This window comes from Burkholderia sp. BCC0044 (assembly GCF_902832955.1).
Taxonomy (GTDB): Bacteria; Pseudomonadota; Gammaproteobacteria; order Burkholderiales; family Burkholderiaceae; genus Burkholderia.
Genome location: NZ_CADFDO010000003.1, coordinates 1,233,143 through 1,258,974, shown reverse-complemented (window position 1 = coordinate 1,258,974; position 25,832 = coordinate 1,233,143). Strand labels below are relative to the sequence as shown.

24 protein-coding genes are annotated in these 25,832 nt (G+C 67.9%); 13 read left to right on the top strand and 11 right to left on the bottom strand.

Annotated elements, in window-relative coordinates:
- Window positions 1-37 precede the first annotated feature (37 nt).
- The 7 genes from HWX14_RS22680 to HWX14_RS22650 all read left to right on the top strand — a co-directional run bounded on the left by HWX14_RS22680 (window position 38) and on the right by HWX14_RS22650 (window position 5,633).
- Window positions 38-550, top strand: coding sequence for a hypothetical protein (locus tag HWX14_RS22680; protein ID WP_175884585.1), 513 nt, complete (start codon window positions 38-40; stop codon window positions 548-550).
- Window positions 551-628: 78 nt separating this feature from the next.
- Complete coding sequence (locus HWX14_RS22675; protein WP_175884584.1) at window positions 629-1,783, top strand: c-type cytochrome; 1,155 nt, start codon at window positions 629-631, stop codon at window positions 1,781-1,783.
- A gap of 13 nt (window positions 1,784-1,796) precedes the next feature.
- Window positions 1,797-3,551 (top strand): cytochrome c oxidase subunit I, encoded by a 1,755-nt coding sequence (gene ctaD, locus HWX14_RS22670; protein WP_175884583.1) that lies wholly within the window; start codon window positions 1,797-1,799, stop codon window positions 3,549-3,551.
- On the top strand, window positions 3,548-4,159 hold the full coding sequence (locus HWX14_RS22665) for a cytochrome c oxidase subunit 3 (protein WP_175884582.1): 612 nt from the start codon (window positions 3,548-3,550) through the stop codon (window positions 4,157-4,159). The genes ctaD and HWX14_RS22665 overlap by 4 nt, the downstream gene beginning before the upstream one ends.
- Window positions 4,156-4,863: a heme-copper oxidase subunit III family protein gene (locus tag HWX14_RS22660; RefSeq protein WP_175884581.1), complete on the top strand. Its 708-nt coding sequence runs from the start codon at window positions 4,156-4,158 to the stop codon at window positions 4,861-4,863. The genes HWX14_RS22665 and HWX14_RS22660 overlap by 4 nt, the downstream gene beginning before the upstream one ends.
- An 8-nt stretch (window positions 4,864-4,871) precedes the next feature.
- Window positions 4,872-5,213, top strand: coding sequence for a cytochrome C oxidase subunit IV family protein (locus tag HWX14_RS22655; protein ID WP_175884580.1), 342 nt, complete (start codon window positions 4,872-4,874; stop codon window positions 5,211-5,213).
- Window positions 5,214-5,312: 99 nt separating this feature from the next.
- The gene (locus HWX14_RS22650; RefSeq protein ID WP_175884579.1) at window positions 5,313-5,633 is read left to right on the top strand and encodes a high-potential iron-sulfur protein; all 321 of its coding nucleotides are present in this window, start codon (window positions 5,313-5,315) and stop codon (window positions 5,631-5,633) included.
- 72 nt (window positions 5,634-5,705) lie between these two features.
- Here HWX14_RS22650 and HWX14_RS22645 read toward each other — a convergent pair whose 3' ends face one another.
- Complete coding sequence (locus HWX14_RS22645) at window positions 5,706-7,283, bottom strand: aldehyde dehydrogenase (NADP(+)) (protein ID WP_175884578.1); 1,578 nt, start codon at window positions 7,281-7,283, stop codon at window positions 5,706-5,708.
- A 248-nt stretch (window positions 7,284-7,531) separates the two neighbouring features.
- Here HWX14_RS22645 and HWX14_RS22640 point away from each other — a divergent pair, with 248 nt between their 5' ends.
- The gene (locus tag HWX14_RS22640) at window positions 7,532-8,926 is read left to right on the top strand and encodes an MFS transporter (protein WP_175884577.1); all 1,395 of its coding nucleotides are present in this window, start codon (window positions 7,532-7,534) and stop codon (window positions 8,924-8,926) included.
- A 65-nt stretch (window positions 8,927-8,991) separates the two neighbouring features.
- Here HWX14_RS22640 and HWX14_RS22635 read toward each other — a convergent pair whose 3' ends face one another.
- Window positions 8,992-9,717 carry a site-2 protease family protein gene (locus HWX14_RS22635; protein WP_175884576.1) on the bottom strand — a complete coding sequence of 242 codons (726 nt, stop codon included), beginning with the start codon at window positions 9,715-9,717 and terminating at the stop codon, window positions 8,992-8,994.
- Complete coding sequence (locus HWX14_RS22630; RefSeq protein ID WP_175884575.1) at window positions 9,714-10,685, bottom strand: DUF2167 domain-containing protein; 972 nt, start codon at window positions 10,683-10,685, stop codon at window positions 9,714-9,716. The genes HWX14_RS22635 and HWX14_RS22630 overlap by 4 nt, the downstream gene beginning before the upstream one ends.
- Before the next feature lie 195 nt (window positions 10,686-10,880).
- Here HWX14_RS22630 and HWX14_RS22625 point away from each other — a divergent pair, with 195 nt between their 5' ends.
- A complete protein-coding gene (locus tag HWX14_RS22625; RefSeq protein ID WP_175884574.1) occupies window positions 10,881-11,729 on the top strand; it encodes a helix-turn-helix transcriptional regulator in 849 nt (282 codons plus the stop codon).
- Window positions 11,730-11,761: 32 nt separating this feature from the next.
- Here the strand turns inward: HWX14_RS22625 and HWX14_RS22620 are convergent, their stop codons facing one another.
- Complete coding sequence (locus HWX14_RS22620; RefSeq protein ID WP_175884573.1) at window positions 11,762-12,388, bottom strand: LysE family translocator; 627 nt, start codon at window positions 12,386-12,388, stop codon at window positions 11,762-11,764.
- Between the two features lie 168 nt (window positions 12,389-12,556).
- Here HWX14_RS22620 and HWX14_RS22615 point away from each other — a divergent pair, with 168 nt between their 5' ends.
- Window positions 12,557-13,021: an Lrp/AsnC family transcriptional regulator gene (locus HWX14_RS22615; RefSeq protein ID WP_175884572.1), complete on the top strand. Its 465-nt coding sequence runs from the start codon at window positions 12,557-12,559 to the stop codon at window positions 13,019-13,021.
- A 62-nt stretch (window positions 13,022-13,083) separates the two neighbouring features.
- On the opposite strand, the gene zigA is transcribed toward HWX14_RS22615, so the two are convergent.
- The 7 genes from zigA to HWX14_RS22580 all read right to left on the bottom strand — a co-directional run bounded on the left by zigA (window position 13,084) and on the right by HWX14_RS22580 (window position 20,664).
- Window positions 13,084-14,292 (bottom strand): zinc metallochaperone GTPase ZigA, encoded by a 1,209-nt coding sequence (zigA, locus tag HWX14_RS22610; protein ID WP_208456188.1) that lies wholly within the window; start codon window positions 14,290-14,292, stop codon window positions 13,084-13,086.
- Window positions 14,293-14,447: 155 nt separating this feature from the next.
- Window positions 14,448-15,659 (bottom strand): acyl-CoA dehydrogenase family protein, encoded by a 1,212-nt coding sequence (locus HWX14_RS22605; protein ID WP_175884571.1) that lies wholly within the window; start codon window positions 15,657-15,659, stop codon window positions 14,448-14,450.
- On the bottom strand, window positions 15,656-16,498 hold the full coding sequence (locus tag HWX14_RS22600) for a hypothetical protein (RefSeq protein ID WP_175884570.1): 843 nt from the start codon (window positions 16,496-16,498) through the stop codon (window positions 15,656-15,658). Before HWX14_RS22600 ends, HWX14_RS22605 begins: the two co-directional genes overlap by 4 nt.
- Before the next feature lie 51 nt (window positions 16,499-16,549).
- Window positions 16,550-17,206 (bottom strand): methionine ABC transporter permease, encoded by a 657-nt coding sequence (locus HWX14_RS22595; protein ID WP_006491339.1) that lies wholly within the window; start codon window positions 17,204-17,206, stop codon window positions 16,550-16,552.
- Entirely contained in the window at window positions 17,199-18,383 is a 1,185-nt protein-coding gene (locus HWX14_RS22590) for an ATP-binding cassette domain-containing protein (RefSeq protein WP_175884569.1), read from the bottom strand. The genes HWX14_RS22595 and HWX14_RS22590 overlap by 8 nt, the downstream gene beginning before the upstream one ends.
- Before the next feature lie 18 nt (window positions 18,384-18,401).
- Window positions 18,402-19,814 (bottom strand): LLM class flavin-dependent oxidoreductase, encoded by a 1,413-nt coding sequence (locus HWX14_RS22585; protein WP_175884568.1) that lies wholly within the window; start codon window positions 19,812-19,814, stop codon window positions 18,402-18,404.
- Window positions 19,815-19,824: 10 nt separating this feature from the next.
- Window positions 19,825-20,664: a MetQ/NlpA family ABC transporter substrate-binding protein gene (locus tag HWX14_RS22580; protein ID WP_074805377.1), complete on the bottom strand. Its 840-nt coding sequence runs from the start codon at window positions 20,662-20,664 to the stop codon at window positions 19,825-19,827.
- A gap of 434 nt (window positions 20,665-21,098) precedes the next feature.
- Between HWX14_RS22580 and HWX14_RS22575 the strand changes: the two genes are divergently transcribed.
- The 3 genes from HWX14_RS22575 (at window position 21,099) to HWX14_RS22565 (ending at window position 25,820) form a co-directional block, all read left to right on the top strand.
- Window positions 21,099-22,463, top strand: coding sequence for a 2-hydroxycarboxylate transporter family protein (locus tag HWX14_RS22575; protein WP_175884567.1), 1,365 nt, complete (start codon window positions 21,099-21,101; stop codon window positions 22,461-22,463).
- A gap of 119 nt (window positions 22,464-22,582) precedes the next feature.
- The gene (locus tag HWX14_RS22570; RefSeq protein ID WP_175884566.1) at window positions 22,583-24,469 is read left to right on the top strand and encodes an ATP-binding protein; all 1,887 of its coding nucleotides are present in this window, start codon (window positions 22,583-22,585) and stop codon (window positions 24,467-24,469) included.
- Window positions 24,459-25,820 carry a sigma-54 dependent transcriptional regulator gene (locus tag HWX14_RS22565; RefSeq protein ID WP_175884565.1) on the top strand — a complete coding sequence of 454 codons (1,362 nt, stop codon included), beginning with the start codon at window positions 24,459-24,461 and terminating at the stop codon, window positions 25,818-25,820. The genes HWX14_RS22570 and HWX14_RS22565 overlap by 11 nt, the downstream gene beginning before the upstream one ends.
- Window positions 25,821-25,832: the final 12 nt, after the last annotated feature.

The window sequence follows — 25,832 nt, the reverse complement described above, 5'->3', positions numbered from 1 at the left end:
TGAAATTGGCACCCGTCCACGCGGGAGAGGAGGTCGTATGGAACTGCACATTCAATCACACCATTGGGAGCGGCGCACACCGGACTGGCTCGCGGCTGCCGTGGCCGGTCTCGCGGGTGGCGCGCTGGTCATCGTGCTCGAATTCTTCTGGTCGACCCTGGTGCTCGACGAAAGCCCGTGGCAACCGACCCACAAGATCGCGGCCATGGTGATGGGCCGCAGCGCACTCGAAAACATGTCGGTTTTCAGCTATGGCATCGTCGGAACGGCGCTGGTATTGCACTACGTGTTCGGCGCCATCATGGGGATGATTCTCGCTGCGATCATGGCCCCGTTCCGGTTCGATTCGAGCGTGGGCATGGAGGCCGTCATCGGGTTCGCCTTCGGGATCGTCGCGTATGTGTGGAACTTCCATGTGATGACTGCCGTGTTCCCATGGTTCGTCTCGGAGCGCGGTTCCGGGCCGTTGTTGGCCAACCTGCTGTTCGGTGTGGTCACCGCCGTCGTCTACGGCATCCTCGAGCGACGCAAGCAACGCGAGATGCACTGACACGCCGCTTCTTCCCGCCGCGCGAGACGGCCGTCTCGTGCCGGCGGCCCCGGCGAGTGACATGCGGCGAGGCAGCTTATGGTGCTTGCGATTGCCCTGGTCCTGATCATCCTGTTGGCGGTGGTGTTCCACTTTGCCAGTCCCTGGTGGATCACGCCAATCGCATCGAACTGGGTGCGCATGGACGACATGCTGACGATCACGATCGTCATTACCGGTGCACTCTTCATCGCGATCAACCTGTTCGTCGCGATCGCCCTGCTGCGCTACCGCCACCGCGGCGGGCATCGCGCGGCCTACGAGCCCCACAACCGACGGCTGGAATGGTGGCTGATCGGCCTGACCACCGTCGGCGTGGCCGCGTTGCTGGCGCCGGGCCTCTTCGTCTATGCGGACTACATCCAGCCGCCGCGCAACGTGCTGCGGATGGAGGTGGTCGGCCAGCAATGGCAATGGCGCTTCCGCTTCGCCGGCCCCGGCGGCAAGCTGGGCACGACGGACGTGCGCTACGTCAGCAACGACAACCCCTTCGGCCTGAACCCCGCCGACCCCGACGGCCGTGACAATTACCTGATCGAGACGCCCGAGGTACACCTGCCGCTGAACCGGCCGATCCAGGTCCTCGCACGCTCGCGCGACGTGCTGCACGACTTCTACGTGCCGCCGTTCCGTGCGCGCATGAACATGGTGCCCGGCATGGTGACCACCTTCTGGTTCACGCCGACCAAGGCGGGGCGTTACGACATCCTGTGCGCGCAGCTGTGCGGGATCGGGCATTCCAACATGCGCGGCGTGGTGGTGGTGGAAGACGAGGCAGCGTTCTCGCGCTGGCTGGCGCAGCAGAGCACGTTCGCGCAGCGGCAGCAGGCCAGGGTGCAGGCCGCGGCGGCCACGGCAGGCGGCAGCGCGCAGGCGCTGGCTGACCAGGGCAAGGCGCTCGCGGCGGCCAAGGGCTGTTTCGCTTGCCATACCGTGGACGGCAGCCCGCGCGTCGGCCCGACCTGGAAGGGCCTGTACGGCAAGACCGAAACGATGGCCGACGGCAGCACCGCGAAGGTGGACGAAGCTTATCTGCGCGCCTTCATCCGCAACCCGACGGCCCGCGTCGTGAAGGGCTACGCACCGATCATGCCGCATTTCGACCTGAGCGAGCCGGAGCTGACCGCGCTGGTGACCTACATCGAATCGCAAGGCGGCCCGGCCGCCAGCAGCGCGGCCAATCCCCGGCCCTAGCGGAGCAGACGCCATGACCTACGCGCACACCGATCACGCCCCGCACAGCTTCTGGACCCGCTATGTCTGGAGCCAGGACCACAAGGTCATCGCCGTGCAGTATGCGCTGACGGCCATCGCCATCGGCCTGGTCGGCCTCGTGTTGTCGGACCTGATGCGGTTGCAGCTCGGCTTTCCCGGCAAGTTCAGTTTCATCGACGCCAACCATTACTACCAGTTCGTCACCATGCACGGGATGATCATGGTGATCTACCTGCTGACGGCGCTGTTCCTGGGCGGCTTCGGCAACTACCTGATCCCGCTGATGCTGGGCGCGCGCGACATGGTGTTCCCGTTTCTGAACATGTTGAGCTTCTGGGTCTACCTGCTGGCCGTGCTGGTGCTGGTGGCGAGCTTCTTCGTGCCGGGCGGGCCGACCGGCGCGGGCTGGACGCTGTATCCGCCGCAGGCCATCCTGCCGGGCACGCCGGGCGTGGAATGGGGCATCGTGCTGATGCTGGTGTCGCTGGCGATCTTCATCGTCGCGGCCACGATGGGCGGCCTGAATTACGTCACCACCACGCTGCAGGCGCGCACGCGCGGCATGACGCTCATGCGCATGCCGCTCACGGTGTGGGGCATCTTCGTCGCGACCATCCTGGCGCTGCTCGCGTTTCCGGCACTGTTCGTGTCGGCGGTGATGATGCTGCTCGACAGGACGCTCGGCACCAGCTTCTTCATGCCGGCCGTGGTGTCGATGGGGCAGACGCTCAAGCATGCCGGCGGCAGCCCGCTGCTGTTCCAGCACCTGTTCTGGTTCTTCGGGCATCCGGAGGTCTACATCGTCGCGCTGCCGGCCTTCGGGATCGTGTCGGATCTGATCAGCACGCACGCGCGCAAGAATATCTTCGGCTACCGGATGATGGTGTGGGCGATCGTCATCATCGGCGTGCTGAGCTTCGTGGTCTGGGCCCACCACATGTTCATCTCCGGCATGAACCCGTACTTCGGCTTCTTCTTCGCCACCACCACGCTCATCATCGCGGTCCCGACCGCCCTCAAGGTCTACAACTGGGTGCTGACGCTGTGGCGCGGCGATATCCACCTGACCGTGCCGATGCTGTTCGCGATCGGCTTCATCAGCACCTTCGTGCTGGGCGGGCTGACCGGCCTCTACCTCGGCAACGTGAGCGTGGACATTCCGCTGTCGAATACGTACTTCGTGGTCGCGCACTTCCATATGGTGATGGCCGTGTCGCCGATCCTGGTGGTGTTCGGCGGCATCTACCACTGGTATCCGAAGGTAACGGGCCGCATGCTCGACGACAGGCTCGGGCGCGCGCACTTCTGGATCACCTTCGTCGGCACCTATGCGATCTACTTCCCGATGCACTATCTCGGCCTCATGGGCATGCCGCGGCGGTATTACGCGTATGACGGCTACAGCTTCATTCCCCATTCGGCGCAGACCCTCAACGCATTCATCACCGTCGTTGCGCTGATCGTCGCGGTCGCGCAGTTGCTGTTCCTCTACAACCTGGCGTGGAGCCTCGTGCGCGGCAAGCGTGCCGACGGCAATCCGTGGCGGGCCACCACGCTGGAATGGCAGACGCCGCAAACGCCGCCCGCGCACGGCAACTGGGGCGCCGAGCTGCCCGTCGTCTATCGCTGGGCATACGAATACAGCCCGCCGGGGCGCGCGGAAGACTTCGTCCCGCAAAACCAGCCGCCCGAGGCGGCGCCTGAACCGGCCCGTCCGACGCTGCAACCCGGCGAGGTGCGCGAATGACCACGCTGCCACGCCCCTTCGTTCCCGACTCGCGCCCGGTCTTGCCGAATGCGAGCCGCATCGGCCTGTTCGTCTTCATGGCGGTGGCGACGGCGTTGTTTTCATTGCTGCTGCTCGCCTATGGCATGCGCATGCGCGAGCCCGACTGGCAGCCGATCCCGCATCCGGCGTTGCTGTGGTGGAACACCGGCGCGCTGGTGCTGGCAAGCGTCGCCATGCAGCGTGCGCGGCAGATGGCGTTGCACCGCGCGGCGTGGCTGGCGGCCGGCGGCGTGCTGGCAGCCGTGTTCGTGATCGGGCAACTGCTCGCATGGCGCGTGCTGGCGGCGGCCGGGCAGACCGTCGCCGTCAATCCGTCCAACAGCTTTCTCTACCTGCTCACCGGCCTGCACGGCGTGCACGTGCTGGGCGGGCTCGCGGCGTGCGCGTCGACGATCGCGCATCTGCGGCGCGCGGACCCGTTCCAGGCCCAGCGGGCCATCACGCTGTGCGCGATGTACTGGCATTTCCTGCTGGCGATCTGGCTCGCGCTGATGGCGGCGATGTCGTGGCTCACCCCCGGGATCGTCGCCGCCCTCTGCGGGCCATTGTATGGAGCCGCGCCATGACCTCGCCCACGCTCCCGCCCGAGTCCGCCGCGCCCGCGGCCACCGATGCCGGGCCCGACGGCTGGCGCGGCATCGTCACCGACTGGTCGGCCGATCGCGCCGCCTTCAAGGTGCCGTGGGGCAAGGCGATGATGTGGATCTTCCTGCTGTCGGACACCTTCGTCTTCAGCAGTTTCCTGATCGGCTACATGACGGTGCGCATGTCGACCACGGTGCCGTGGCCCGATCCTTCCAGGGTGTTCGGGCTCACCGTGGGCGGCGTGGAAGTGCCGCTGCTGCTGATCGCGATCATGACGTTCACGCTGATCACCAGCAGCGGCACCATGGCGATGGCCGTCAATTTCGGCTACCGGCGCGACGCCACGCGCGCCGCGGCCCTGTTGCTGGCGACCGCGCTGCTGGGCGCGACCTTCGTGTCGATGCAGGCCTTCGAATGGACCAAGCTGATCGCCCATGAAGGCATCCGCCCGTGGGGCAACCCGCTCGGCGCCGCGCAGTTCGGCGCGTGCTTCTTCATGATCACCGGGTTCCACGGCTTTCACGTGACCTGCGGCGTGATCTACCTGCTGCTGATCGCGCGCAAGATCCTTCGGCCGGGGTTCATCGAGCACGGCAACTTCCAGATCGTCGAGATTGCCGGCTTGTACTGGCACTTCGTCGACCTGGTGTGGGTGTTCATCTTCGCGCTGTTCTATTTGTGGTGAGGCAGATCATGGACCACACCGATTCCGCCCGTCGACCCGACGCCACCCACGGCCAGCAGCATCCGATCGGTCTCTACCTGAAGATCTGGGGCCTGCTGTTCGTGCTGAGCACGATGTCGTACCTGGTGGATTACTTCCATGTGCACGGCCTGCTGCGCTGGACGCTGATCGTCGTGTTCATGATCGCGAAGGCCGGGCTGATCGTGTCGATTTTCATGCACATGATGTGGGAGCGGCTGGCGCTGGTGTACGCGATCCTGATACCGCCTCTGTGCCTGCTGGTGCTCATGGTACTGATGGCCGCCGAAGCGCATCACACCTTCGGCATGCGGACGCTCTTCTTCCACTGATCGCTGCGCCGCCCGCTTCCTCCGGCGACCCATGCGTCGCATCACGATGGGCCGGATGACGTCGGGTAATCCATTCACGCCAACATGAAGGAGAACGCCATGAAGTTTTCACGCCGACGTTTTATTGCGGCCACCACCGCGCTGGTATCCGGGCTGTCGCTGGGGCGCCGCGCGGCGTCGGCAGAGGCCGGTGCCGGGGTCGTGCAGGAATCCGATGCAAATGCGCAGGCCCTCGGCTACAAGACCGACGCAAGCCGGGTCGACCATGCGAAGTTCCCGCAATTTCAGGCGGGCCAGGCCTGTGCGAGCTGCCAGTTCTTCCAGGGCAAGCCCGGCGTCGCGATGGCGCCGTGCGCCATTTTCAGCGGCAAGCAGGTCAATGCAAAAGGCTGGTGCAGCGCCTATGCGAAAAAGGCGTAGCGGGGACGGCGTGGCGGCGGCACCTGCAGCCGCCGGAACGGAAACGATCCGTTCAGCCGCCCCGCCCCATCGTCACTCCGCCTTGCCGTCCCGCAGCCGCGGAATCGCGAGCGGATTGCCTTCCTGCAGCCCTTCGGGCAGCAGGTCGTCCGGGAAGTCCTGATAGCACACCGGCCGCAGGAAACGCTCGATCGCGGTCGCGCCGACCGACGTGACGGCCGGGTTCGACGTCGCGGGGAACGGGCCGCCGTGCACCATCGCATCGCACACCTCGACGCCGGTCGGGTAACCGTTGACCAGCAGGCGGCCGGCCTTGCGTTCGAGGATCGGCAGCAGCCGGCGCGCGAGCGGCTTGTCGTCGGCATCGATCTGCAGCGTGGCCGTCAACTGGCCTTCGAGCGCGTCGAGCACGCGCGCGACTTCGTCGAGATCGCGGCAGCGCACGATCAGCGACGCCGGCCCGAACATCTCGTGGCCGAACGCCGGTTCGGCCAGGAACGCCTGCGCGCCGACTTCGTACAGCGCGCCGCCCGCCTGGCAGTCGGTCTGCGCGGCCTCGCCCGCGCCGATTTCGCGCACGCCCGGCAGTTCGGCCAGCTTGCCGCGGCCGTTGCGGTACGCATCGGCGATGCCGCGCGTGAGCATCACGCCAGCCGGCTTCTTCGCGAGCGCCTGCGCGGCGACCGTCTCGAAGCGGTCGAGATCGGGGCCGTCGATCGCGAGCACGAGGCCCGGGTTCGTACAGAACTGGCCGACGCCGAGCGTCAGCGAATCGACGAAGCCCGTCGCGATCGCGTCGCCGCGCGCGGCCAGCGCGGCCGGGAACAGCACGACCGGGTTGATGCTGCTCATTTCCGCGTAGACGGGAATCGGCTGCGGGCGCGCGTTCGCGAGCTGCACGAGCGCCATCCCGCCTTGCCGCGAACCGGTGAAACCGACGGCCTGGATCGCCGGATGGCTGACCAGCGCCGCGCCGATCAACCGGCCGGGGCCAACCAGCAGCGAGAACACGCCGGCCGGCATGCCGGTTTTCGCGACCGCGGCGCGAATCGCGCGGCCGACCAGCTCGGACGTGCCGAGGTGCGCCTCGTGCGCCTTCACGATCACCGGGCAGCCGGCCGCGAGTGCCGACGCGGTATCGCCGCCGGCCACCGAGAACGCCAGCGGGAAATTGCTCGCGCCGAACACGGCGACGGGCCCGAGCGCGACTTTCTGCAGCCGCAGGTCCGAGCGCGGCAGCGGCGTGCGCGCGGGCTGCGCGGGATCGATCGACGCGGCGAGGAAGCGCCCGTCGCGCACGACGCGTGCGAACAGCCGAAGCTGGCCGACGGTCCGGCCGCGCTCGCCCTGCAGCCGTGCGACGGGCAGGCCCGTTTCGGCATGCGCGCGTTCGATCAGCGCATCGCCGAGCGCGACGATTTCATCGGCGATCGCTTCGAGAAACGCCGCGCGGGCCGCGAGCGGCTGCGTGCGGTACGCATCGAACGCGTCGCGTGCGAGTTCGCACGCGCGTTCGACGTCGGCCTGGGTCGCGACGCCGAACGCCGGGGCCTCGATCGGCGCGCCCTTCGTCGGGTCGAACGCCAGCAAGGTGCCTGCCGAGCCGGCCACCGCTTCGGCGCCGATCAGCATCTCTCCTGTCAGTTGCATAGGGTGTGCTCCGTGGTTCGGGAATGGATTGCTCATTGTAGCTCAACAGATACGATGTCTGCCGACGGCATCGCGGCATTTTCGCCGCCTGCGAGGGCGCCGACGATACATCCGAAAGCCTTGTCCAGCCAGTAAATCACAACCTTCCCACACTGTGACGACTACCTTCAAAGGGAAAACCCGAGGTTTCTGAATTCGAGCATTCTCAATAAACTTTCGCTCATGTCATACGACGACGTACATTTAAAGTGACCCATCAGACCTCCCCTCGCGATCTTCCGCTCGACCTCGCGCGCACCGCGCGCCGAACCGCCGTGCGCTACTGGATCCTGGCGATGCTGTTCGTCGTCACGACGCTCAACTACGCGGACCGCGCGACGCTGTCGATCACCGGCACGCCGATCCGCCAGGCGTTCGGCATCGATCCGGTGACGATGGGCTACATCTTCTCGGCGTTCAGCTGGGCGTACGTGCTCGCGCAACTGCCGAGCGGCTGGCTGCTCGACCGCTTCGGCGCGCGGCGCGTGTATGCGGCGAGCATCTTCCTGTGGTCGGCGTTCACGCTGCTGCAGAGCACGATCGGCCTCGGCGGCAGCGCCGCGTTCGCGGTCGCCGCGCTGTTCGCGATGCGCTTCGCGGTCGGCATCGCGGAAGCGCCCGCGTTTCCGGCAAACGCGAAGGTCGTCGCGAGCTGGTTCCCGACCGCCGAGCGCGGCACCGCGTCGGCAATCTTCAACGCCGCGCAGTACTTCGCGGCCGTGGTGTTCTCGCCGCTGATGGCGTGGCTCACGCATGCGTACGGCTGGCACCATGTGTACCTGTGGCTCGGCCTGGCCGGCATCGCGCTCGCGTTCCTGTGGTTGCGCGTGATGAAGGACCCGGCCGACCATCCGGCCGTGAACCGCGCGGAACTCGACCACATCGAGCAGGGTGGCGGCCTCGTGCAGTCGACGGGCGGGGCGACCGGCGCGCGCGGTAGCGGCGGTGGCGCTGCCGAAGGCAGCCGCGTGGCGGGCTGGTACTACGTGCGCCAGTTGCTGTCGAACCGCATGCTGATCGGCGTGTACCTCGGCCAGTATTGCGTGAACGTGCTCACGTACTTCTTCCTCACGTGGTTCCCGATCTACCTCGTTCAGGCGCGCGGCATGTCGCTGCTGAAGGCCGGCTTCATGACGTCGCTGCCGGCGATCTGCGGGTTCCTCGGCGGCGTGCTCGGCGGGATGCTGTCGGACATGCTGATCCGCCGCGGCGTATCGCTGACGCTCGCACGCAAGATCCCGATCGTCGGCGGGATGCTGCTGTCGATGGTCATCATCGGCTGCAACTACGTCGACAGCGAAGCGCTCGTCATCATGCTGATGGCCGTGTCGTTCTTCGGCAAGGGGATCGGCTCGCTCGGCTGGGCCGTCGTCGCGGACACCGCGCCGAAGGAAGCGATCGGCCTGTCGGGCAGCCTGTTCAACATGTTCGGCAACACGGCCGGCATCGTCGCGCCGATCGCGATCGGCTACCTCGTCGGCGCGAGCGGCTCGTTCAACGGCGCGCTGGTGTTCGTCGGGTTGAACGCGCTCGTCACCGTGTTCAGCTATCTCGTGATCGTGAAGGACATCAAGCGCGTCGAACTGCGTCATCGCGACGCGTGAGGTTCTGCCTTTAAAAAACGGCGGCCGCTTTTTACGCGGCCGCCGTTTTTTGCATCGGATCGACGTCAGGTCGACGCATGCACGACGCGCAGCATGTCGTGCACACCGGACGTCATCAGCGCAAGGAACGCGAGCAGGCCGACGTAGCAAAGCGCGTAGGTCGTCTTCGTCTCGATCGACGTCGCGTAGTACACGCGGTTCTCAGGCGCGTCGGGATCGTAGCGCCACGCGCGCTTCAACTGCGGCAGCGCGAGGATCGCCATCACGATCAGCAGCGGGCTCGGTCGATACGCGAACAGCGCGATCAGCACCGGCACGCCCGCGAACCAGATGCGCGGCGACAGCACCGCGGTGATCCGCCCGCCGTCGAACGGCGACAGCGGAATCATGTTGAACAGGTTCAGGAAGAAACCCGTGTACGACAGCGCGAGCAGCAGGTTGCTGTCGTAGTGGCGCGCGGCCGCATAGCAGGCCAGCGCGCCGAGCGTGCCGACGAACGGCCCGGCGAGCCCGACGTAGGCTTCCGTTTCCGCGTCGTGCGGCATCTCCTTCAACTGGATCCACGCGCCGACGAACGGGATGAAGGTCGGCAGCCCGACGTCGAGCCCGCGCCGCTGCGCGGCGACGTAATGGCCAGCCTCGTGCGCCAGCAGCAGCGCGACGAACCCGGCCGCGAAGCGCCAGCCGTAGAACAGCGCGTAGACCGCGATCGACGCGAGCATCGTGCCGGCCGAGACGAGCACCTTGCCGAGCTTCAGGCCGCCGAAGATCAGCAGCAACAGCTTCGTCATTCCTTGCGCTCCGTGGCGACTGCATCGGCTGCATCGGCTGCATCGGCTGCGCCGGCGACGGCCGGCACCGCGGCCGCCTTCGGCTTGCGCCCGAAGAAGCGCTTGAGCGCCGCGCCGCCGGCCAGCAGCGCGACCGCGCCGATCTTGAAGAACTTCACCGCGAACGCGCCGATCAGCGCGAGCAGGCCGAGCTTCTTCGCGCCGACGCCGACGATCAGCGCCGCGAGCCCGTACTCGGCGACGTGGTCGGTCGACTGGTTGAAATCGGCATAGCGCTTGCCGTCGTTGAAGCGGATGTTCGACAGCAGTTCGTCGGCCGAGGCCTTGTACTTCGGCAGGTCGGCGAGCGTCGACGCCATCGTCAGCGACAGGTAGCCGTCGCGGCCGAGCACGAGCGTCCGGTAGTTCACGCCGTCGTTCGCGGCATTCGGCGCCGCGCCCTTGTCGCGGATGATCGCGGACCACACGAGCCGGTGCATGGCCGCGTCGTACGCGGGCGCCTTCGCCCAGCCGACCACCTCGGTTTCGGGCAGGCCGCGCTCCTTGCGCGCCGGGTTGTTTTCCTCGGTGCCGGCCTGCAGGCTTTTCAGCAGCTCGTCGGGCTTCCAGTCCTTCGCGTCGTCGTCGCGGATGTAGCCGCTCGGCTCGAACGACACGACCGAGATCCAGTCGGCGTCCGGATCGTCGGGCAGCACGAGGCCGACCAGCTTCGATTCGTCGATCGAGTTGCCCATCGAGCGCAGGTAGCGGCCGGCTTCGGCGGCCGGCACGAACGATTCGCCGGCCTTCAGCTTCAGCACGGCTTCGTGTTTGACGTCGATGTCGGTCGGCCCCTTCACGACCGCTTCGTTGGCGGCCGCGGCGGCGGCCCTCATTTCCACCTGCGCGGCTTCGGTCTGCGCGTGGCCGCGGGTCGCGGCGAGTGCGAGCATCGCCACGCAGGCGAGCCGGACGGCAAGTTTTTTCATTGTTGGATTCCCCTGGAATGCCTTGTTGTCGATGTGCGCGGCGGCCGGCCCATGCGTTGTGGTCGCGGGTCCGGCGCCGCCTCTCAGGTGGCACGGGGGCTATGGTAACGCAGCGGCTGCGCACGCCCGGGGCGGCGCGCGCGCTTACCTCACAGGTAATGCCGAAGCGGCGCGGGATTGCCTATCATCTGGGCCATGAACCCGACCGCCGCCCTCCATTCGCTCCCTCCGTCCGCCGGCCGCGCGTCCGGCATCGGCCCGCTGCTGCGCACGTGGCGGCAACGCCGGCGCCTGAGCCAGATGGCGCTCGCGCTCGATGCGGAAGTCTCCGCGCGCCACCTGAGCTTCGTCGAATCGGGTCGCGCGCAGCCGAGCCGCGAGATGGTGCTGCATCTCGCCGAGCGCCTCGACGTGCCGCTGCGCGAACGCAATGCGCTGCTCGTCGCGGCCGGCTTCGCGCCGCTGTTTCGCGAACGGCCGTTTTCGGACCCGCAACTGGATGCCGCGCGTCACGCGGTCGAAGCCGTGCTGCGCGGGCACGAGCCTTATCCGGCGCTCGCGGTGGACCGCCACTGGACGCTGCTCGCGGCGAACCGGATGCTCGGCACGCTGGTCGCGCAGGCCGATCCGGCGCTGCTGCAGCCGCCCGTCAACGTGCTGCGGCTGAGCCTGCATCCGGACGGTCTCGCATCGCAGATCGTCAACTGGCACGAATGGCGCGCGCATATCCTGCATCGGCTGCAGCGGCAGATCGACGCGAGCGGCGACCGCACGCTGCATGCGCTGCGCGACGAACTCGCCGCGTACCCGGCGCCGGCCGGCCAGCCCGACGATTCGCACGCGCGCACCGATTTCGCGGATATCGCCGTGCCACTGCGGCTACGCACGGCGAGCGGCGAGCTGACGTTCTTCAGCACGACGACGGTGTTCGGCACGCCGGTCGACGTGACGCTGTCGGAACTCGCGATCGAGGCGTTCTTTCCGGCGAACCCGGAAACGGTGGACGCGATGCGGGCGCTGGCGGATGCGTTGCCGGCGCAGTAACGCCGGCGAGTGTGCCGACGCCGGGGTCGCGATCAGCGGCGTTCGAGCGCGAGCTTCACGCCCAGCGCCAGCAAGACCACGCCGCTGACGCGATGCATGCGCGTCAGGATGCGCGGGTTGCGGCGAATCGACGCCGACAGCAGGCCCGCGAACAGCGCGACCGGCCCCTTGACGAGAAACGTCAGCCCCGCAAACGTCGCGCCCAGCACGAACAGCGACAGCATCGGATGCGGGGCGCCCGCCGGAACGAATTGCGGCAGGAACGCCAGGTAGAAAAGCGCGACCTTCGGATTCGACACGTTGGACAGCGCGCCTTGCGCGAACGTCCGCAGCCGCGATGCCGGCGCGGCGCCGCTGGCCGCGAGCGTCAATTCGCCCGACGAACGCAACAGCGTGATGCCGAGATACAGCAGGTACAAGGCGCCGATTACCTTCAGCGCCGTGAACAGCCATTCGGATGCCTGAAGAAGGGCGCCCAGCCCGAGCGTCGCGAGCATCGTGTGCACGAGCAACCCGACGCTGACGCCCGCGGCGGTCACGATGCCCGCGCGCGTGCCGCCGGACAGCGTGCGCGACATCACGAGAATCATGTCCTGGCCGGGCGTCAGGATGATCAGAAGGGAGGTGGCCATGAACGGCAACCAGGCGACGTGCGGCATCGGGAATCTCCTGAAAGGGGCGCCGCGGCGGGCGCAAATCGCGCGCTTGCGGGCCGTGGCAGTCGTCAGATTATCGGCAACTTCCCGTGGAGATTGGATGCAAACTCGGCTACCGATGGCGTCACGATTGGCGTTATTCTCCAATATCAACTTCATTGGTAGCCAGAAATGCCAATCAAACTGGACGCGATCGACCGACGCATCCTGCGTGCGTTGCAGCAGAATTCGAACCAGACGAACGCCGACGTCGCGCAACAGGCCGGACTGTCGCCCACGCCGTGCCTGCGCCGCGTTCACCTGCTCGAGGAACAGGGCGTGATCGACGCGTACGTCGCGTTGCTGAACCCGGCAGCCGTCGAGCTGCGCTTCACGGCATTCGTACGCGTCACGCTGGAGCGCCAGGACAAGACGACGGTCGAGCGCTTTGCGCGCGAGATGGAGCACGCGCCCGAAGTGCTCGAATGTCATCTGATGGCCGGCAGCTACGACTATCTGCTGCGCGTGATCGCGAAGGATCTCGACGACTATCAGCGCTTCCAGATGGAGACGCTCACGCAGATCGAAGGCGTACGCAACGTCGAAACCGAGATCCCGCTGAAGCGCATCAAGCAGACGGTGCGGCTGCCGATCTAGGTGTCGAGAAACTAGGTGTCGAGAAACGCCATCCGGATCGATGCAGGCAGCGCGCGGTCAGGTCAGGCCCAGTCGCGAAACGGGTTGTCCCACGTGATCCAGTGTTCGGGGCCGGTCGCCATCTCGGCGTCGGTCAGCAGACACGCGTCGAAGCGCGCGCGCAGCGCCGGCTCGTCCATGTCCATGCCGATCAGCACGAGTTCCTGGCGTGCATCGCCGACGTGCTCGTCCCAGCGCGCGCGGATCTGCGCGACGGCTTCGGCGTCCCGCGGCCAGCGCTCGGGCGGCACGGCCGCCCACCAGTGGCCGGCCGGCCCGTGCCGCGCGACCGCGCCGGCCTGCGACCACGAACCGGCGACGGTCGGATGCGTGGCCAGCCAGAAGAACCCCTTCGAGCGGACGACGCCCGGCCATTCGCTGTCGACGAGATCGAAGAAGCGCTGCGGATGGAACGGCCGCCGCGCACGATAGACGAAGCTGCGGATCCCGTATTCGTCGGTCTCCGGCGTGTGCGTGCCGCGCAACTCCTGCAACCAGCCCGGCGCGCGCGACGCCGCGTCGAAGTCGAACAGGCCGGTATCGAGCACACGTTCCAGCGGCACCTTGCCGAATTCGGCGATCTCGATCCGCGCACGCGGGTTCAGCCCGCGCAGCAAGGCAATCAGCCGCTCGCGCGCGCTGCCGTCGATCAGGTCGATCTTGTTGATCACGAGCACGTCGCAGAACTCGATCTGGTCGATCAGCAGATCGACGACCGTGCGTGCGTCCTCGTCGCCCATCGATTCGCCGCGCGATTGCAGGCTGTCGCGCGACGCGTAATCGCGCAGGAAATTGAACGCGTCGACCACCGTCACCATCGTGTCGAGCCGCGCGACTTCGCCGAGGCTCCGGCCATCCTCGCCTTCGAACGTGAACGTCTCGGCCACCGGCAGCGGCTCCGAGATGCCGGTCGATTCGATCACGAGCTGATCGAAGCGCCCTTCGCGCGCGAGCCGGTCGACCTCGATCAGCAGATCCTCGCGCAACGTGCAGCAGATGCAGCCGTTGCTCATCTCGACCAGCTTCTCGTCGGTGCGCGACAGCCCCGCGCCGCCGTCGCGCACGAGCGCGGCGTCGATGTTGACCTCGGACATGTCGTTGACGATCACCGCGACGCGCCGGCCTTCCCGGTTGTTGAGGATGTGGTTGAGCAGCGTCGTCTTGCCCGCGCCGAGAAAGCCGGACAGAACGGTCACGGGAAGCCGCGTGGACGGATGAAGGGCGGGGCGCATCGGGCGACTCCGGAACAGGACGTTGGGGATGAGATGATATATTGTATCGCTACGATATAACATATCATCTTGGACGTCCAGCGGGCCGTTCAACGATGTGCTTGCTGATAGCGAAGGCAGTACGCGGCGCCGTGCCGGTACTGCCCCGCTGCCCATTACGTATAGAGCGACGCCGGCGGCAACTCGCCCGTCAGCGCGAACCGGCCCACGTCGCGCAGCCGGTAGTCGAGCGGATCGTGCAGCGTATGCGTGCGCGCGTTCCGCCAGAAGCGGTCGAGGCCGAGCGACGCGGCCGTCGCGCGCGCACCGCACGCATCGAACAGCGCCTCGCCGTTATCCAGCGCCGCGCGCTGCGCGACGATCTTCGCTTCCGATACCGCGAGCGCGACTTCGGCGCGTTCGTCGGCAGTCAGCGCATCCTGCCGCGCCCACGCGTGCTGCAACGCGCTTGCCGCGCGATCGGCCAGCGCCGCCGCGGCAACCGCGCGCACGCGCATGTCGCCGAAGCGCTGCAGCGTGTACGGATCGTCTTCGGCCCGCTCGACGTCGGAGTGAATCCACGGGCGGCCATGCTGGCGCACGTAGTCGCGCGCCTCGGCCAGCGCGCCTTCCGCGAGGCCGACGAACAGGTTCGTCAGCACGAGCTGCGACACGAGCGTGCGCAGCGTCGCGCGCGGCGTCGGCGGCGCTTCCGACCGGTGCAGCACTTCGTCCGGCGCGAGCGTCACACCGTCGAAGCGCACGCTGCCGCTGTCGGTCTGACGCTGGCCGATCGGGTCCCAGTCGTCGTTGACCGTGATCCCCGCACGATCGGTCGGCACGACGCCGAACACGGTGCGGCCGATGGCCGGATCGTGCGCGGACACCGTCATCCGCTGCGAGCCGCGCGTGCCGGAACAGAAGCCCTTCACGCCGTCGAGCCGGTAGCCGCCGTCGGGCGTCGCCGTCGCGACGAGCCGCGTATCGAGCGGATTGACCGCGTTGCCCCACCACCAGCGCCCGTCGACCGTGCCGCGCAGGTAGCGCTCGCGCTGCGCGGCGTTGCCCCACACGTCGACGCTCACCACCTGCAGGCACTGGAAACCGACCAGATGCGCGAGCGCACTGTCGACTCGCGCGACCTGCCGGATGACGTCGTAGATCGCGGGCCACGCCGCTTCCTGCCCGCCGAACGCACGCGGCACCGCGAGCGTCAGCAGGCCCGCCTCGGCGAGCCATTGCTTCTCCTGGGCGGCATGACCGCCCGCGCGGTCGCGCTCGGCGGCGCTCACGCGCAGCGCATCGATCGCGCGCGCCAGCGCGGCGCGGTCGACGGCCGGTGTGTCGGTATCCGGCGCCAGCGTCGCCGGGCCGCGTGGATCGTTCATGCGACAGCTTCCTGTTCAACGGTTTCGCCCGACAGCGGCACGAGCGCGCCAAGCTGACGGCCGGTCAGTCGCGACAGGATCTCGCGCCGCCAGTCGTCGTAGACCGCACGATATTCGGCGATATCCGCGCCGAACACCAGTGCGGTATGCGCGTACTCGTCGTGCAGATAGCCGTCGAGCCGCGCCTGGGTCTCCTCGTCGGCCGCGATCACGCGATCGATCAGCGCGTCGCGCTCGGCCACCGGCAGCGCCTGCAGCGTGTCGAACCACCACTGGACGATCTGCACGCGATGCCATTCCTCGTCCGGGCGAATCCGGTTCTCGCCGTGCTCGCGCATCGCGCTGTCGCCGATCCGGCCGGTCTTGCGCTGGATCCACAGCTTCGCGAGGATGTGCAGCTCGTAATGCCATTCGAACGCGAGAAAGCCCGCGACGTCGCGCACCGCGATATCGCCGATGCGCGCCCAGTGCGCGGCGACGAGCTGGTCGACTTCCGGCAGCGGATCGCGCCCGGTCAGTTCGGTCACGCGTTCGCGGCCGATCACCGCATGCGCGCCATCGTCGCCGAGCTGGCGCGACAAGATTAGCTGGAAATGCGGATCGTCGCGGAACAGCGTGTCGATCGCCTTCGCGACGACCTGCACGATGAACAGGTCGTGCGACGCCATCTTCGTGTAGTAGTCGGCGACGGCAGCCAGCTCGTCGTCGTTGCGCGGCTCGCGCGGCGGCGTCGCCACCTTGTCGGGGAAGTCCGGACGATGGCGTCGCGCCACCTCCAGAAACAGCGCTTCCTCGAATTGTCCGTTCCATTCGCGCGGCGCGCCGATGGGCAAGGTCATGGTTTTTCTCTCAGGATCAGGAATGGAACGAGCGGACGCTTGTGGCGTCGCTCAGGTACGCCGGGTCACGCGTCGGACCAGGCGGTCGCCCGTGATTTGCACGGCCGAGACGAGCGCGATCAGGATCACGATCACGGTCGCCATGACGGTAGTGTCGAAACGTTGATAGCCGTAGCGGATCGCGAGATCGCCGAGGCCGCCCGCACCGACGGCGCCCGCCATCGCGGTCGAGCCGATCAGCGCGACGACGGTGATCGTGAAGCCGCCGAGCATGCCGGGCAGCGCTTCGGGTAACAGCACGTGCCATACGATGTGGCGGCGCTTCGCGCCCATCGCGAGCGCGGCCTCGATCAACCCGCGATCGACTTCGCGCAGGCTCACTTCGGCGATCCGCGCGAAGAACGGAATCGCGGCGATCGACAGCGGCACGACGGCCGCCCACACGCCGATCGTCGTACCGATCAGCACGCGCGTGAACGGCAGCAGCGCGACCAGCAGGATGATGAACGGCGTCGAGCGGAACACGTTGACGAGCGCGCCGAGCACCGCGTTCACGCCGCGCCGCGCGTAGATGCCGCCGGGCGCGGTGGTCACGAGGATCACCGCGAGCGGGATGCCGATCAGCGCGGCGATCGCGGCCGACGCGGCGACCATCGACAGCGTGTCGCGGATCGCGTCGAGCAGTTCGGGCCACCAGAGGTCAAACATAGCCGAGCACCTCCGCGTGATTCGCATGACGGCGTGCACGTTCGAGCAACGCGGCGACCGCACCGCCGCGTGCGGCCGACGGGCCGGTGTCATCCGCTCGCGGCGTCGCCGCGATCACGAGCCGCCCCTGCGCGTGCCCCTGGATGCGTTCGATACCGCCGTGCAGGAACCGCACGGAGCCGCCGAGCGCCGCCGCGAGGGCGCCGACATCCGGCTCGCCGCCGCTCTCGCCCGTATAGCGGACGTCGAGCACGATCTGCGCGCCGTCGGGCAGCGCGGCCTGTTCGGGCAGCGGCCGCACGCGCGCGGCCAGCTCGGCCGGCAGGTCATGCTGCAGCGTGCTCAGCAGCGCGCGCGTCGCGCCGTGGCGCGGATCGCCGAATACGCGCCACACAGGGCCGGTTTCGACGACTTCGCCCTGTTCGATCACCGCGACCGTGTCGCACACCGCGCGGATCACTTCCATCTCGTGCGTGATCAGCACGATCGTCAGCCCCAGGCGGCGATTGATGTCCGCGAGCAGCGCGAGAATCGATTGCGTGGTTTCCGGATCGAGCGCCGACGTCGCTTCGTCGCACAGCAGCACCTCGGGATCGTGCACGAGCGCACGCGCAATGCCGACCCGCTGCTTCTGCCCGCCCGACAGGCTCGCCGGGTACGCATCGCGCTTCGCGGCGAGCCCGACGAGATCGAGCAGCGCCTCGACCTTGCGCACGCGCTCGGCCTTCGGCACGCCGGCGATCTTCAGCGGCAGCGCGGCGTTCTCGAACACCGTCTTCGCGGACAGCAGGTTGAAATGCTGGAACACCATCCCGGTACGGCGCCGCAACGCGACGAGGCCATCCTCGTCGAGCGCGCCGACGTCGACGCCCTGCACGCGCACGCGGCCCGAGCTCGGCCGTTCGAGGCCGTTCAGGAGCCGCAGCAGCGTCGACTTGCCGGCGCCGCTGCGGCCGATGATCCCGAACACCTCGCCGCGCCGCACGTCGAGCGTCACGTCGCGCAGCGCAGCGGCGTGGCCGCGCGGTGTCGCGAACACCTTGCCGACCTGTTCGAGCGACACAGCCGCGCCGTCGGCCGGCACGACCGTTTCCTCATGCGCCGTTGCGCCGACACCGGCACCGGCACGCACGGCCGATGCCTCGATGAAACCCAGCGTATCGAACAATTGCGTCATCGCTTCGCTCCGTCACGTTCAGGCATGCGCGGGATGCGCGGGTTCGGCTACGGCCGCCGGCCGATGCTGCGCGCCGGTATGCCAGGCGGGCAGGCGCGGGCCCGCGCCGAACAGCTTCTCGCGCAGCGTCGGCGCAGGATCGTAGTCTTCCTTGTAGACGCCGCGGTTCTGCAGCTCGGGCACGACCCAGTCGACGAAATCCTCGAACGACTCGGGCATCACGGTGCGCGTCAGGTTGAAGCCGTCGATGCCGGTCTCGTCGATCCACGACTGCAGTTCGTCCGCGACCTGCGACGGCGAACCGACGATCGGCGCATAGCGGCCGCCGAGCGACATCTGTTCGAGCATGCGGCGCACGGTCCACGTGCCGGTCGTGCTCTTGCGCGAGATCGCGTCGACGGCCGACTGGATCGAATCGGTCTTCACATACGAGATCGGCTCGTCGAGGCCGTATTTCGCGAAGTCGATGCCGGTCGAACTCGCGAAATGCGCGAGGCCGGCTTCCGGGCTTGCGTAGCGCCGGTACTCGTCGAACTTCTCGCGGGCGAGCAATTCGGTCTCGGCCGTCACGACGCTCACGCCGGCAAAGATCTTGATCGACGCCGGATCGCGCCCTTGCCGTGCGGCGGCGGCACGAATGTCGAGCGTCGCCGCGCGCGCCGCGGCCTTGCTCTGCCCGTTCACGAACACGCATTCCGCGTGACGGCCCGCGAACTCGACGCCGCGCGCGGACGAGCCGGCCTGGTACAACACCGGCGTGCGTTGCAGCGACGGTTCGCTCAGATGAATCGCATCGATCGAATAGAACGGCCCGTCGTGCTTCACGCGCCGCACCTTGCCCGGCTGCGCGAACACGCGCGCCTGCGCGTCGCGAATCACCGCGTCGTCGTCCCAGCTCTGTTCCCACAGCTTGTAGACGACGTCCATGTAGTCGTCCGCGCGCTCGTAGCGGTCGTCGTGACCGATCTGCTGCGCGAGGCCCATCCCGCGCGCGGCGCTGTCGAGGTAGCCGGTGACGATGTTCCAGCCCACGCGCCCTTTCGTCAGATGATCGAGCGTCGACATGCGGCGCGCGAACAGGTACGGCGGCTCGTAGGTCAGGTTCGCGGTCACGCCGAAGCCGAGATACCGCGTGACCTGCGCCATCGCCGGCACGAGCAGCAGCGGATCGTTGACGGGCACCTGCACCGATTCGCGCAGCGCGGCGTCCGGGCCGCCGCCGAACACGTCGTACACGCCGACGATGTCCGCGAGAAAGATCCCGTCGAACTTGCCGCGTTCGAGCGTCCGCGCGAGATCGGCCCAGTAGTCGAGGTCGGTGTAGTGCGCGGAGCGGTCGCGCGGATGCGTCCACAGCCCGTGGTTGATGTGCCCGACGCAGTTCATGTTGAACGCGTTGAGCAGGATCTTCTTGCGGTTCGCCGTCGTCATGCCGCCTCCGTCACCACGCGATCGCGTACAGCGAGCCGAACGCGTTGTCGAGCGCACGGCGCACCGCCGGCGAGTGCTGGTAGATCGAGATGAACTTGCGGATGCGCGGATCGTTCGCGCTCTCGGGCCGCACGACCCACTGGATCGCGAAGTTCTTGTTCTCGGTGCCGTCGAACAGCAGCGCGCTGTTCGGGTCCGTCGTGCCGGCGAGCTTGATGAAGCTCGGGTAGCCCTGCGCGAGATCGACGTCGTCGAGCGAGCGCGCGAGCTGCGACGCTTCGAGCGGGATGATCTTCAGGTGCTTCGGGTTGGCGACGATGTCGTGCGTGGTCGCGCGGTAGTCGGCGCCCGGCTTCAGCGTGATGAGCCCCGCGCGCTGCAGCAGCAACAGCCCGCGCCCGCCGTTGACCGGATCGTTCGCGATCGCGACGCGCGCGCCGTCCTTCAGCTCGGCGAAGCTTTTCACCTTCTTCGAATAGAGGCCGATCTTCATGATCGTGCCGGGCGCGATCGAGATGAAGTTGTAGCCGCCCTGCTTCTTCGCGTTCTCGAGAAACGGGATGTGCTGGAAGTAGTTGACGTCGATGTCCTTGTTCGCGAGCGCCGCGTTCGGCGTATTCCAGTCGGTGAATTCGACGATCTTCACGTCGAGGCCCTGCTCCTTCGCCTCCTTGGCGGCGATCTTCAGCGCCTCGATCTGCGGGCTGGTCGAGATGCCGACCTTCAGCGGCGCGGTGTCGGCGCGCGCGCCGTTCAGCAGCACGACGCCGAGCAGCGCGGCCGTCAGCAGGCGGGCGAGACGGGCCACTCGGCCGGCGGAAAAGCGGGCGGAAAACACGGGATGCAGCATGGGAACCACTCTCCTGTCCAAAGACGGTATCGATGGTTGAGCGAAGCCGCGGCGAACGCGCGGGCGTTCTCCGGACAGTCGTCGTTTCATCGGAAAAAGATCAGCCGATGATAGAGAGCGGCGGGAAGGCGGTCTACGAAGCGATTGTGCGAAGAAAATCGCGCGCGGCGATATGGCGGACGGTACGTCGGGCGGCGGGCATGGCCGGGCGCCCGGGCCGCCATGAGGCCGAAATCTCGGCCTGGCCGCCCCGGGAATTCCGAAATCTCGGCCAGCCTGCGCGGAAAATCCTTTCCGCAGACGAAATAAATCCCTTATGAATCAATGGATTAAAAATATTCCGGCGGGTCGGAATTCTGGCACGGGGGTTGCGTAATAGACGGCACACGATGCCGCGAAGCGATGCAGGCATTCCAAACATCAGGAGACACGTCTTGCAGACCTCTATCCATACCCCGTCCCATCCCGAGCCGATTGCCGAAGCCGGTCCCGCCACGCGCGAACGCTTCTGGCCGGAAGGCTGGTGGAAGCTGATGGAAATCCGCATCGGCATCATCCCGCTGCCGGTCTACGTGATCCTGTTCGGGCTGATCGTCGGCTTCGCGGTGACGGGCAAGGTGCCCGGCGAAATCTCGATGGCGATCGCCGTCCTCGCGTTCTTCGGCTTCACCTGCGCCGAACTCGGCAAGCGCCTGCCGCTGCTGCGCAACATCGGCGCGGCGGCGATCTTCGCGACCTTCGTGCCGTCGGCGCTCACGTACTACCACGTGCTGCCGAAGCCGGTGCTGAACCTGACGGTCGAATTCACGAAGTCGACCAACTTCCTGTACCTGTTCATCGCGTCGATCATCGTCGGCAGCATCCTGAGCATGGATCGCCGCGTGCTGATCCAGGGCTTCGTGAAGATCTTCATTCCGCTCGCGGCCGGCTCGGTCGCCGCGGCGATCGTCGGCACGGCGGTCGGCACCGCGCTCGGCCTCGGCGCGCGCCACACGCTGCTGTACATCGTCGTGCCGATCATGGCGGGCGGCGTCGGCGAAGGCGCGATTCCGCTGTCGATCGGCTATTCGGAACTGATGCACCTGCCGCAAGGCGAGATGTTCGCGATGGTGCTCCCGCCGGTGATGCTCGGCAGCCTGACCGCGATCATCCTGTCGGGCGCGCTCGACATGCTCGGCAAGCGCCTGCCGCACCTGACCGGCAACGGCCGCCTGCAGGTCGGCGAAAGCGGCGACATGACGCCGGAAAACGAGGAGATCCGCGGCCACGTCGACGTCACGCACATCGCGGGCGCCGGCATCACCGCGATCACGCTGTACCTCGTCGGCCTGATGGCGCACAAGCTGTTCGGCCTGCCCGCGCCGGTCGCGATGCTGTTCCTCGCGGTGCTGGTGAAGCTCGCGCGCGCGGTGTCGCCGCCGCTGCAGGAAGGCGCGTTCGTCGTCTACAAGTTCTTCTCGACCGCCGTCACGTATCCGCTGCTGTTCGCGATCGGCGTCGCGATGACACCGTGGGACAAGCTGACCGCCGCGTTCACGATCGTCAACGTCGTCACGATCGTGTCGACCGTCGCGACGCTGATGGGCACCGGTTTCGTGGTCGGCCGCACGCTGAAGATGTACCCTATCGACACCGCAATCGTGAACGCCTGCCACAGCGGGCAAGGCGGCACCGGCGACGTCGCGATCCTGACCGCCGCGAACCGGATGCAGCTGATGCCGTTCGCGCAGATCGCCACCCGCATCGGCGGCGCGATCGTCGTCACGGTGACGCTGATCCTGGTCGCGCACTTCGGATAACGCGCGGCCGCGCGCACCGTCGCGCCGGCTGCTTCGCACGCGCCGCCGCCGGCCTTGGCCGGCGCGCGGCGCGCGTCGTTCCGGGCGGCCATGGCGGTTCACGCCGATCGCGGGCTTCGATGAGGGCGAACGTGCAGAAGAGCTTCAAGGGAATCCCGTGGTGGGGCTGGGCCTCGGCCGCGGTGCTGTATGTCGGCGTGGCCGGCGCGGCCGTCGATTTCGCGTGGGAACGCGCGATCGACGCGCTCGAGGAAGCCGGCGCGCACCGGCTCGACCTGTATGCGTCGAGCTTGAAAAGCGAGCTCGGCCGCTTCGAGATCCTGCCCGGCCTCGTCGCACGGCAGGACGGCGTGCGCGCGATGCTGAAAGCCGCGCCGAACGATGCACCCGAGCTCGTGCATGCGGTGAACACCTATCTCGAAGCCGTGAACCGCGACGCGGGCAGCGGCGCGGTCGACGTGATCGACCTGCAAGGCAACGTGATCGCCGCGAGCAACTGGAACGAGACGATCAGCTTCGTCGGCACCAACGTGTCGTACCGGCCGTACTTCAAGGACGCGCTCGCGCGCGGCAGCGGCCGCTTCTTCGGGATCGGCACCAACACCGGCGTGCCGGGCGTCTACTTCGCGAGCGCGGTGCGCAGCGACGGCGCGCCGATCGGCGTGGCCGCCGTGAAGATCAGCGTCGACCCGCTCGAATCGGCGTGGCGCGCGCCGGGTGTCGCCGCGCTGGTCGTCGACAGCAACGGCGTGGTCGTGATCTCGACCGAGCCCGCGTGGAAATTCACCGCGCTGCGCCCGATCACCGCGCAGCAGCAGCGCGACATCCAGGCGTCGCGCCAGTACGCGGGACGCACCGTCGACGCGCTGCCCTATCGCCGCATCGGCGACCGCAGCTCGGCCGCGTGGTTCGGCACCTTCCCCGATCCGCGCCACGCCGGCCGCACCACGCGCTATCTCGTGATGTCGCGCCCCGCGCCGCAGGCCGGCGATTCGCTGATGGTGCTGCTCGACATCGCGGGCGCGCGGCGCCAGCAGCAGACGGCGTTCGTGTTCGTCACCGGCGCGTTCCTGATCGTCGCGCTGCTGGTCGGCTATGCGATTCAGCGCCGCCGGGCGATCCTCGCGCGGCTGAGCGCGCAGGACGCGCTGCGCCGCGCGAACGACCGGCTCGAACTGACCGTCGCGCAGCGCACGGCCGCACTGACGGCCGCGAACGAGCGGATGCAGCGCGAGATCGACGAACGCGAGCGGACCGAGCAGCGGCTGCGCGATTCGCAGCAGGAAGTCGTGCACGCGGGCAAGCTCGCGGTGCTCGGACAGATGGCCGCCGGCCTCACGCACGAGCTGAACCAGCCGCTCGTCGCGATCCGCACGCTGTGCGACAACGCGCGCACGTTCTTCGAGCGCGGCCAGCCCACGCCGGCGCTCGCGAATCTCGAACGCGTCGGCAAGCTGGTCGACGGCATGGCCGTGCTCACCGGCGAGTTGAAGACCTTCGCGCGCAAGCCCGACGTCGAGCGCGTCGCGGTGTCGCTGAACGAGGCCGTCGCGCATGCGCGGCTGATCTACGATGCGCGGATTCGCGACGAAGGCGTGCGGCTCGACGTGAACATCGCGCCCGGCACGACGGTCTCGGCCGAATCGAGCCAGTTGCAGCAGGTGATCGTGAACCTGCTCGGCAACGCGCTCGACGCGGTGCACGACGCGCCGGTGCGCCGCATCGTCATCGACGCGGCCGGGCCGGACGACGACGGCCGCGTGCGCTTCACGGTGGCCGATAGCGGCGCCGGCATCGCGCCCGACGTGCTGCCGCACCTGTTCGAGCCGTTCGTCACGACCAAGCCGCGCGGCCAGGGCCTCGGGCTCGGCCTCGCGATCACGTCGCGCATCGTCGAGGCGTTCGGCGCGAAGATCGCCGCGACGAACCGCGACGAAGGCGGCGCGCAGTTCACCATCGAATTCGCGGCGGCGACGCCGCAACAAAGGACAGAGCATGGAAGATGAGATTCGGGTGCTGGTCGTCGAGGACGATGAAAACGTCCGGATCGGCGTCGAGCAGGCCGTCGCGCTCGCCGGGTTCCCGGTCGACGCGTTCGCGTCGGCCGCCGACGCGCTCGCGCATGTCGCGCCCGGCGCGCCGGTGGTGATCGTGTCGGACGTGCGGATGCCTGGCATCGACGGGCTGCAGCTGCTCGACCGCGTGATGGCCATCGATGCGCAGATTCCGGTCGTGCTGATCAGCGGCCATGCGGACATCTCGACGGCTGTCGGCGCGATGCAGGTCGGCGCGTACGACTTCATCGAGAAGCCGTTTTCGTCGGACGTGATCGCCGGCCGTGTCGCGCGTGCGGTCGAGAAGCGCCGCCTGACGCTCGAGGTGCAGGGCTTGCGCGCGGCGCTGAACAACTGGCAGGGCATCGAGGCGTTCGTGCTCGGCAAGTCGCCCGCGATGGCCGACGTGCGCAAGAAGATTTTGCGCCTCGCCGATACGTCGGTGTCGGTGCTGATCACCGGCGAGACGGGCACCGGCAAGGAGCTGATCGCGCGCAGCCTGCACGACTTCGGCAGCCGACGCGACGCGCATTTCGTCGCGCTGAACTGCGGCGGCCTGCCCGAGCAGGTGTTCGAGAGCGAACTGTTCGGCCACGAGGCCGGCGCGTTCACCGGCGCGATCAAGAAGCGCATCGGCAAGATCGAATGGGCGGATGGCGGCACGCTGTTCCTCGACGAGATCGAGACGATGCCGATCACGCTGCAGATCAAGATGCTGCGCGTGCTGCAGGAACGCGTGGTCGAGCGGCTCGGCGCGAACGACCTGATTCCGGTCGACTGCCGCGTGGTCGCCGCATCGAAGGCCGATCTCGCCGAACTCGCGGCCGACGGGCGCTTTCGTGCGGACTTGCTGTATCGCCTCAACGTCGCGCAGATCGAGCTGCCGCCGCTGCGCGAGCGGCGCGAGGACGTGCCGCTGCTGTTCGAGCATTTCGTGCTCGCGGCCGCGCGGCGCTTCGGGCAACCGGCGCCGGTCGTCACCGCCGCGCAGGTGTCCGAACTGATGACGCACGCGTGGCCCGGCAACGTGCGCGAGCTGCAGAACGTGGCCGACCGCTTCGTGCTCGGGCTGACCGGCGACAGCCTGCTGTCGTCCGGCGGCACGCCGACGGCCGGCAGCACGCTCGCGGAACAGCTCGCGTATTTCGAGCGGATGCTGATCGAGGACATGCTGCGGCGTCACAACGGCAACGTCGCGGACGCGAGCGAGGCGCTCGGCATGCCGAAGAAAACGCTCTATCACAAGCTGCGCAACCTGCGGATTCCCGCGCGCGGCGACGCGGCGGCCGACGGCGGCGAATGACGCGCACGAGGA

What these genes read in the sequence shown, in the direction of transcription:
- HWX14_RS22600 (WP_175884570.1), bottom strand. Translation starts at nt 16,498, where the DNA reads ATGACCTTGCCCATCGGCGCGCCGCGCGAATGGAACGGACAATTCGAG.
- HWX14_RS22585 (WP_175884568.1), bottom strand. Translation starts at nt 19,814, where the DNA reads ATGACGACGGCGAACCGCAAGAAGATCCTGCTCAACGCGTTCAACATG.
- HWX14_RS22675 (WP_175884584.1), top strand. Translation starts at nt 629, where the DNA reads ATGGTGCTTGCGATTGCCCTGGTCCTGATCATCCTGTTGGCGGTGGTG.
- HWX14_RS22645 (WP_175884578.1), bottom strand. Translation starts at nt 7,283, where the DNA reads ATGCAACTGACAGGAGAGATGCTGATCGGCGCCGAAGCGGTGGCCGGC.
- HWX14_RS22570 (WP_175884566.1), top strand. Translation starts at nt 22,583, where the DNA reads ATGAGGGCGAACGTGCAGAAGAGCTTCAAGGGAATCCCGTGGTGGGGC.
- HWX14_RS22655 (WP_175884580.1), top strand. Translation starts at nt 4,872, where the DNA reads ATGGACCACACCGATTCCGCCCGTCGACCCGACGCCACCCACGGCCAG.
- HWX14_RS22580 (WP_074805377.1), bottom strand. Translation starts at nt 20,664, where the DNA reads ATGCTGCATCCCGTGTTTTCCGCCCGCTTTTCCGCCGGCCGAGTGGCC.
- HWX14_RS22650 (WP_175884579.1), top strand. Translation starts at nt 5,313, where the DNA reads ATGAAGTTTTCACGCCGACGTTTTATTGCGGCCACCACCGCGCTGGTA.
- HWX14_RS22625 (WP_175884574.1), top strand. Translation starts at nt 10,881, where the DNA reads ATGAACCCGACCGCCGCCCTCCATTCGCTCCCTCCGTCCGCCGGCCGC.
- HWX14_RS22595 (WP_006491339.1), bottom strand. Translation starts at nt 17,206, where the DNA reads ATGTTTGACCTCTGGTGGCCCGAACTGCTCGACGCGATCCGCGACACG.
- HWX14_RS22635 (WP_175884576.1), bottom strand. Translation starts at nt 9,717, where the DNA reads ATGACGAAGCTGTTGCTGCTGATCTTCGGCGGCCTGAAGCTCGGCAAG.
- HWX14_RS22615 (WP_175884572.1), top strand. Translation starts at nt 12,557, where the DNA reads ATGCCAATCAAACTGGACGCGATCGACCGACGCATCCTGCGTGCGTTG.
- HWX14_RS22660 (WP_175884581.1), top strand. Translation starts at nt 4,156, where the DNA reads ATGACCTCGCCCACGCTCCCGCCCGAGTCCGCCGCGCCCGCGGCCACC.
- zigA (WP_208456188.1), bottom strand. Translation starts at nt 14,292, where the DNA reads ATGCGCCCCGCCCTTCATCCGTCCACGCGGCTTCCCGTGACCGTTCTG.
- HWX14_RS22565 (WP_175884565.1), top strand. Translation starts at nt 24,459, where the DNA reads ATGGAAGATGAGATTCGGGTGCTGGTCGTCGAGGACGATGAAAACGTC.
- ctaD (WP_175884583.1), top strand. Translation starts at nt 1,797, where the DNA reads ATGACCTACGCGCACACCGATCACGCCCCGCACAGCTTCTGGACCCGC.
- HWX14_RS22605 (WP_175884571.1), bottom strand. Translation starts at nt 15,659, where the DNA reads ATGAACGATCCACGCGGCCCGGCGACGCTGGCGCCGGATACCGACACA.
- HWX14_RS22665 (WP_175884582.1), top strand. Translation starts at nt 3,548, where the DNA reads ATGACCACGCTGCCACGCCCCTTCGTTCCCGACTCGCGCCCGGTCTTG.
- HWX14_RS22620 (WP_175884573.1), bottom strand. Translation starts at nt 12,388, where the DNA reads ATGCCGCACGTCGCCTGGTTGCCGTTCATGGCCACCTCCCTTCTGATC.
- HWX14_RS22680 (WP_175884585.1), top strand. Translation starts at nt 38, where the DNA reads ATGGAACTGCACATTCAATCACACCATTGGGAGCGGCGCACACCGGAC.
- HWX14_RS22630 (WP_175884575.1), bottom strand. Translation starts at nt 10,685, where the DNA reads ATGAAAAAACTTGCCGTCCGGCTCGCCTGCGTGGCGATGCTCGCACTC.
- HWX14_RS22590 (WP_175884569.1), bottom strand. Translation starts at nt 18,383, where the DNA reads ATGACGCAATTGTTCGATACGCTGGGTTTCATCGAGGCATCGGCCGTG.